This is a genomic window from Arthrobacter alkaliphilus (genome assembly GCF_021483235.1).
Classification (GTDB): Bacteria; Actinomycetota; Actinomycetes; order Actinomycetales; family Micrococcaceae; genus Arthrobacter; species Arthrobacter alkaliphilus.
The window spans coordinates 39,668-46,240 of record NZ_JAKEEC010000034.1 but is presented as its reverse complement, the minus strand read 5'-3'; the positions used below and the strand labels follow the sequence as shown (position 1 = coordinate 46,240).

The 6,573-nt window shown below is 62.8% G+C and carries 6 protein-coding genes; 3 read left to right on the top strand and 3 right to left on the bottom strand.

Annotated elements, in window-relative coordinates; genetic code table 11:
• Positions 1-873: 873 nt before the first annotated feature.
• A complete protein-coding gene (locus L0B83_RS18150; protein ID WP_234759957.1) occupies positions 874-2,541 on the bottom strand; it encodes a sensor histidine kinase in 1,668 nt (555 codons plus the stop codon).
• 99 nt (positions 2,542-2,640) lie between these two features.
• On the opposite strand from L0B83_RS18150, the gene L0B83_RS18145 reads away from it, so the two are divergent.
• The 3 genes from L0B83_RS18145 to L0B83_RS18135 are packed head-to-tail and all read left to right on the top strand — an operon-like array spanning position 2,641 to position 5,114.
• Positions 2,641-3,384: a response regulator transcription factor gene (locus L0B83_RS18145; protein WP_234759956.1), complete on the top strand. Its 744-nt coding sequence runs from the start codon at positions 2,641-2,643 to the stop codon at positions 3,382-3,384.
• Positions 3,385-3,444: 60 nt separating this feature from the next.
• The gene (locus tag L0B83_RS18140) at positions 3,445-4,854 is read left to right on the top strand and encodes a glycosyltransferase family 2 protein (RefSeq protein WP_234759954.1); all 1,410 of its coding nucleotides are present in this window, start codon (positions 3,445-3,447) and stop codon (positions 4,852-4,854) included.
• Positions 4,855-4,856: 2 nt separating this feature from the next.
• A complete protein-coding gene (locus L0B83_RS18135) occupies positions 4,857-5,114 on the top strand; it encodes a hypothetical protein (RefSeq protein ID WP_234759952.1) in 258 nt (85 codons plus the stop codon).
• Here the strand turns inward: L0B83_RS18135 and bsaP are convergent.
• Positions 5,098-5,349 carry a biotin synthase auxiliary protein BsaP gene (gene bsaP, locus L0B83_RS20085; protein ID WP_443627145.1) on the bottom strand — a complete coding sequence of 84 codons (252 nt, stop codon included), beginning with the start codon at positions 5,347-5,349 and terminating at the stop codon, positions 5,098-5,100. The two genes, L0B83_RS18135 and bsaP, sit on opposite strands and share 17 nt — an antisense overlap.
• Positions 5,346-6,374: a biotin synthase BioB gene (bioB, locus tag L0B83_RS18130; protein WP_234759951.1), complete on the bottom strand. Its 1,029-nt coding sequence runs from the start codon at positions 6,372-6,374 to the stop codon at positions 5,346-5,348. The genes bsaP and bioB overlap by 4 nt, the downstream gene beginning before the upstream one ends.
• Positions 6,375-6,573: the final 199 nt, after the last annotated feature.

Below are 6,573 nucleotides of genomic sequence, written 5' to 3'. Positions count from 1 at the left end.
CTAAATGCCAATCCCGAAACCACCGTTAAACGGACAGTCCCCCTCCGACGCCCGGTCAGATATGTGGGCACCCTTCCCGACGCCCGGTCACTTATGACGGTGCTTGGCATGACGCCCAGTCAGATGTGTGGGTGTTTTCTCCGACGCCCGGTCAGGTATGTGGGTGCTTTCTCCGACGCCCGGTCAGGTCGGACAGTGCCTTCTCCGACGCCCGGTCAGGTATGTCGGTGCTTTCTCCCGCGCCTGGCCCGGTAGGTCGGTGTATAACCTCAATCACAAGAGGTGAGCGCGCGTTGGTTGGAAACGGGCGATAGGTGACCGTGCGTTGGTTGGAAGGGGCCGTGATGTGACCGGGGGTTGGTTGGAAGGGGGGCGATAGGTGACCGGGCGTTGGTTGGAAGGGGCCGTGATGTGACCGGGCGTTGGTTGGGAACGGCCGATAGGTGACCGGGGGTTGCTTGGATATGGCCGTGATGTGACCGGGCGTTGGTTGGCATGGGCCGTGATGTGACCGGGGGTTGGTTGGAAGGGGCCGTGATGTGAGTGGGGGTTGGTTGGAAGGGGCCGTGATGTGACCGGGGGTTGGTTGGAAGGGGGGCGATAGGTGACCGGGCGTTGGTTGGAAGGGGCCGTGATGTGACCGGGCGTTGGTTGGCAAGGGCCGTGATGTGACCGGGGGTTGGTTGGAAGGGGGGCGATAGGTGACCGGGCGTTGGTTGGAAGGGGCCGTGATGTGACCGGGCGTTGGTTGGCAAGGGCCGTGATGTGACCGGGGGTTGGTTGGAAGGGGGGCGATAGGTGACCGGGCGTTGGTTGGAAGGGGCCGTGATGTGAGTGGGGGTTGGTTGGGAAGGGCCGTGATGTGAGTGGGGGTCAGGCTGGAACGCGGAACGTGAAGGTTGTTCCTTCGCCGGGGACGCTCTCGAGGCCGATGGTCCCGCCGTGGGCGTCGACGATTGCCTTGCAGATGGAAAGACCCAATCCGACGCCGTTGATCGCCGTGTTGCGGACGTTTCCGGCCCGGAAATATCGGGTGAAGGCATCGGCTTGGTCCTTCTTGTCCATGCCCATGCCTGTGTCTTGGACGTGGCACACCACCGTGTCTTCCTCCTGGAGGAGCGTGACGCGAACGTCGCCGCCGTCGGGGGAGTACTTGATGGCGTTGGAGATGAGGTTGTCCAGCACCTGGGAGATACGGTTGGCATCCACGTGCGCCTCCAAGCGTTCCGGGGCGTCGACGTGAAGCCGCACCCCGCCGTCGTTCGCTTTCGGCCCGGCCGCCGCGACACTCGAATGGACCAGTTCGGATACGTCAACCGCGTGTGGCCGGACGACCAGGTCGCCCTGACGGATTGCCAAGAGGTCGGAGACGAGGGACAAGAGCCGGTCGGCGTTTCGTTGCACGATTTGAAGCTGCTGCACCACCCAGACCGGGAGGTTTTCAGCTTCCTCCAGTACAAGATCCACATATCCTGTGATGGACGTCAGTGGGGTGCGGAACTCATGGGAGACGTTCGAGACGAAGTCGTCCTTCGCAGCCAGGGCGTCGACCAAGGCAGTGACATCGCCGAAAACGATCACCGAACCCATGTAGTTGCCGTCGTCGTCGTGCATGGAGCGGGCGCTCGTAGATAAGGCGCGCTGCGCGCCGGCCGTCCCTACCCACACCAGGTAGTCCGTGAATTCCTGTCCCAAGGCGGCCCGCCGCATCGGCCGGCGATCCGCCGCAGTGGGGGTCACCCTGTCCGCGTCGAAAACCAAGAGCTGGGATCCGCCCTGGCGAGCCGTGTCCCCGGAAGTCGCGAGCACTTGGTTCTCCCGCTGCTTGCGGTTCGCCATCATTTCGCGCCCATCGGCGTCAATGGCGACAACGCCAAGGTGGACGGTTTCAAGAACTGTGTTGAGCAATCGTTCCTTCTCCTGGCTGTCCTCCAAGGCCCGGAGCAGCGCTGCGTCCCTTTCCTCGAGGCGCTTTTGCTGGACAACCATGCTCTGGGTGAGCACGCTGACGGAGACGCCGATGCCGAGCATCATGACGGGCAGCAGCAAGCCACGCAGCAGGTCCTGCGGCGAAGTTGTTCCGTGGCTAAATTGCGGCGCCCAAATCATGGCAAGCGGTGCGAGGAAGGAAACTGCCAAGGCGGAGCGTCGGTACAACCCCGAGGCGCAGAGCCAAATGACGGGAAAGACGGTCAAAAGGCTGATTCCTAGCGGGCTGTCCTGGCCTCCCTCACGCCCCAAGCCGATGGACACGATGTCGAAGAGCGGGATAGCCAGGAAAGTCGGATGGGGGAGGCGGTCCCACGGAACGGCGTAGCACAGGACCCAGGCAGCGGCTTGGGTGGCCAGGAAGATGACGAAAAGGGGATTGGCGAGGGTTGCGGGAAAATAGAGGCCGACCAGGAGCGCGGTGAGGCACACTGTCACGGTCAGCGGCAATTGGCTGAGTGCAACGCGATCCTTGAGCGAGTACTCGTGGAAGGCGTGCTGGAAGAACATCACCCGGCCGCTTTTGGCATCCCATTCAATCGGACGTTTCATCGGCCCAAAATTCGCATTTCTTGAAGGCGGCGTAGCATGCCAGAAAGGATACCGCCAGCCCGATATACTTCCCTTTGTAGCGGGCTGGGAGGGCTGCAAATGACGGAATCACGGGTTGGGCTCGTCATCGAAGACGATCACGACATCCGGGAATTGATCCGCGTCGTCCTCAGCCAGGCCGGCTTCGAAGTTCACATGGCAACGAGCGGGGCTGCCGGCATCCGGGCAGCACGTGACTTGCAGCCACACGTCATCACTCTGGACTTGGGGTTGCCGGATATTGATGGCTTCGAGGTGGCCCGGCAAGTCCGGAACTTTTCCGATGCCTACATCGTCATGTTGACGGCCAGGGCCGACGAGCTGGATACGCTCCTCGGCCTGGAATCCGGTGCTGACGACTACTTGACCAAGCCCTTCCGGCCCCGGGAGCTTCGCGCGAGGGTGGCAGCAATGATGCGGCGTCCCCGCTCGGGAGCCACGGCGGCCAGCAAAGGCGAGCCTCCGCGATCACGAGGTACTTTCCGGCATAACGGGCTGGTCTTCAGCTACTCGACGCGGACCGTTTCCGTCGATGGCCGGGACGTACAGCTGACTCCGACCGAGTTCGACCTCCTGCACTCCGTGCTTGAAGCAGGCTGCACGGTCTTGAGCAAGGCGGACCTTGTACGCCGCCTCCGTAACGAGCCTTACGACGCCGGGATCTATACGAGCGAGGCCGACGAACGGTCCGTCGAGGTCCACATCGGCAATCTGCGCCGCAAGCTCGGCGACGACGCACAAAACCCGCGCTGGCTGCAAACAGTGCGCGGAGTGGGGTACCGGCTGGCGCCGCCAAGGCAGTGAATTTTTCCCTCCGCGGACTACTGGTAGCATTCGCCCGTGGGTCGAGGGATTTTTCAGCGCATGGTTGGCATCGTCATCGTGGTAACGGTCGGCGGTGCGGCGGCGCTATTGTGGCTGGCCATCGCCTCGACCGGGAATGCGGCGGTCGAGTCGCGGGCTGAGGGCATTGTCCTTGGCGTCTGGCGTATTTTGTACGATTTGGTGGCGCCGCAACCCGGCGTGATTCTCTGCGCCATTGCTTTCGCACTGGTGCTTTCCGTGGGAGTCGCCTTGCTGGAGCGGCGCGTCACCACCAGGTCACGTCGCTCGGCACATCCCCGGACGCCGCTTGCGCCCAAGATCGTCATGGCCGAAACCCGGGGTGTGTACGCCGGCCCCGTAACGGTGACCGTTTTGATCCCTGCGCACAACGAAGAGGCCTCGCTGCCGGCCACGATTGCCTCCCTCTTGTCCCAATCGCATCGCCCGGAACGCGTAATTGTGGTTGCCGACAACTGCACGGATGCGACTGCCGCACTCGCCCGCGAGGCCGGGGTTGAGGTCTTCGAATCGGTGGGCAACACGAAAAAGAAGGCGGGCGCACTCAACCAGGCGCTCAAGTGGCTGCTCCCCGGCCAAGGCGATAACGACGTCGTCATGGTCATGGATGCGGACACGCGCCTCGACGATGGATTCCTGGAGGTCGCGGTTGCGCGGCTGACCAATGACAGGGCGTTGATGGCTGTGGGTGGTCTTTTCTATGGGGAAGAGGGGCACGGAATTGTCGGCCAATTCCAGCGCAACGAATATATCCGGTATTCCCGCGAAATTGGACGACGGCGGGGCCGCGTCTTTGTCCTGACGGGCACGGCATCGCTTTTCCGTCCCCGTGCGTTGCGCACTGTTGCCGAGAGCCGGGGCGAGTCGATCCCGGGAATCAAGGGAGACGTTTATGACACGGCGGCTTTGACCGAGGACAATGAGCTCACGATTGCGCTGAAGTCCCTCGGCGGCCTCATGATTTCCCCCATGCAGTGCACCGTGGTCACCGAGTTGATGCCGAATTTCCGTACCTTGTGGTCACAGCGTCTTCGTTGGCAGCGCGGTGCCTTGGAGAACCTCGGGGCTTACGGGGCCACGCCCCAGACGCTCCGCTACTGGGCGCAGCAATTCGGCATTGGCTATGGAGTAATTGCCCTCGGCGCCTACGTTTTGTTGATCCTCTTGATGGTTTTGTCGCTCGATGACTGGGTCTGGTTCCCTTTCTGGCTGGGAATCGGCGTCGTCTTCTCGGCCGAGCGGGTGGTCACGGCCTGGAAGGGCGGCTGGCGGGCGCGCCTCCTGGCTGTTACGGTCTTTCCGGAGTTGTTCTTCGATATGTTCCTCAACGTGGTTTATGTCAAGGGAATCATCGACATCTCCCGTGGCAAGCAAGCCAACTGGAAACACCTCAACCACGCGCAGGCCGGCGAATCCCCGAAGGCAGGTTAATCTTGGCTATTTCCGCCTCCCTTCCCACCGGAATTTTGTTTCCCGAGGAAATTCTGCATTCCGAGTGGTTTGCCATCTTGGCGACGTTCGTTGCGATAAATACGTTGATGTATGGTGCGCTGGCCGTCGCGAAAATCTTGCCGAAAGTGCACCCGGGCGATTGGGTCCGCACCCGGAATCAGCGCTCGGAAACCCGGAGCATCCATCCCGACGCTTCGGCCGTGAACGAAGCCACCGACTTCCTCAAATCCCGCCGCTGACCGGCCAGGTGATCCTGCCGTGGCGCGAGCATTCTGCGGTCCAGCCGTGCGGCGTGACCTGGACTTTCATGCGTCGGCGACACACGGCGCAATAGCGCGGAGGTTCCATCGCGAGGCGCTGCCGGCAGGCCTGGTGAGCGTCCGACGTCGGGCGCTCACCTTGGGTGACCGGGCCGCCTTGTGTTGCCGGGCCGGTCTGCGGGCCGCCGCAGTGCCCACAGTAGCTGGTGCTCACAGTGACTTCTGGAGTTCCTTGATGGGCATGTTCAGCTCCACCAGGAGGTTGAGGTCGGCGGCGGCGGGACGGCCCAGGGTGGTGAGGTAGTTGCCGACGATCACCGCGTTGATGCCGCCCAGGAGGCCGTCGCGGGTTCCGAGGTCGCCCAGGGTGAGTTCGCGGCCGCCCGCGTAGCGGAGGACGGTCCGCGGCATGGCCAGGCGGAACGCTGCGATGGCACGCAGGGCGTCTTTGCCGTCCATGATTCCTTGGTGTTCGAGGGGCGTCCCGGGGCGTGGGTTGAGGAAGTTGAGCGGGACTTCGTGCGGTTCGAGGGCGGCAAGCTGGCTGGCGAGCTCGGCCCGCTGGGCGGTGGTTTCGCCCATGCCGATGAGGGCACCGCAGCACAGCTCCATGCCCGCCGCCTTGACCATGTTGCAGGTATCGAGGCGTTCTTCGTAGGTGTGGGTGGTGACGACTTCGGGGAAGTAGCTGCGCGCGGTTTCGAGGTTGTGGTTGTAGCGGTGGACACCCCATTCGGCGAGCTGGTCCACTTGGCGCTGGGTGAGCATGCCGAGCGAGCACGCGATGTTGATGTCCACTTCCGCGTTGATTCGCTCGATCGTGAACTTGGTCTGGTTCATGAGCTTGATGTCCGGGCCGCGGACGGCTGCGACGATGCAGAACTCCGTGGCGCCGGTGGCAGCGGTTTCCTTGGCGGCCTTCACGAGTTCGGGGATGTCGAGCCAGACGCCCCGGACCGGGCTGTCGAACAGGCCCGACTGGCTGCAGAAATGGCAGTCCTCTGGGCATCCTCCGGTCTTGATGGAGATGATTCCTTCCACTTCCACGTCTTCGCCGCAGTGCTCCAGGCGGACCTCGTGGGCAAGCTGCAGTGCGTCGGGGATGGCATCGTCGGGTAGCTCCAGGATCTCCAGAAGCTGGGATTCGCTGAGTCCTTCGCCTTTCGCGAGGACTTGCTCGCGCGCTGTTTCCAGAATCGGATACGCGGACGTATGCCTCGGGTTGAGCTGGGTGGTCATGGTGCTCCTCGGCCGTTTTTTGCGGGAAAGTGCTTTCCTTCACGACGCTATCGGGGCCATGGGACCGGGATTTTGTTGGACGTCCATAAACCCGGAGCCGCAATCTTGGCGGCCGGTTCGCTGGATAAGTTACAGCGCGGAAACCTTGTGGTGACTTCATGGTTTCATCCCGCCGATAGCGTCGAGCCCATGTTCGTAG

Coding starts and splice junctions, on each gene's coding strand:
- L0B83_RS18150 (WP_234759957.1), bottom strand. CDS start 2,541: ATGAAACGTCCGATTGAATGGGATGCCAAAAGCGGCCGGGTGATGTTC.
- L0B83_RS18145 (WP_234759956.1), top strand. CDS start 2,641: ATGACGGAATCACGGGTTGGGCTCGTCATCGAAGACGATCACGACATC.
- L0B83_RS18140 (WP_234759954.1), top strand. CDS start 3,445: ATGGTTGGCATCGTCATCGTGGTAACGGTCGGCGGTGCGGCGGCGCTA.
- bioB (WP_234759951.1), bottom strand. CDS start 6,374: ATGACCACCCAGCTCAACCCGAGGCATACGTCCGCGTATCCGATTCTG.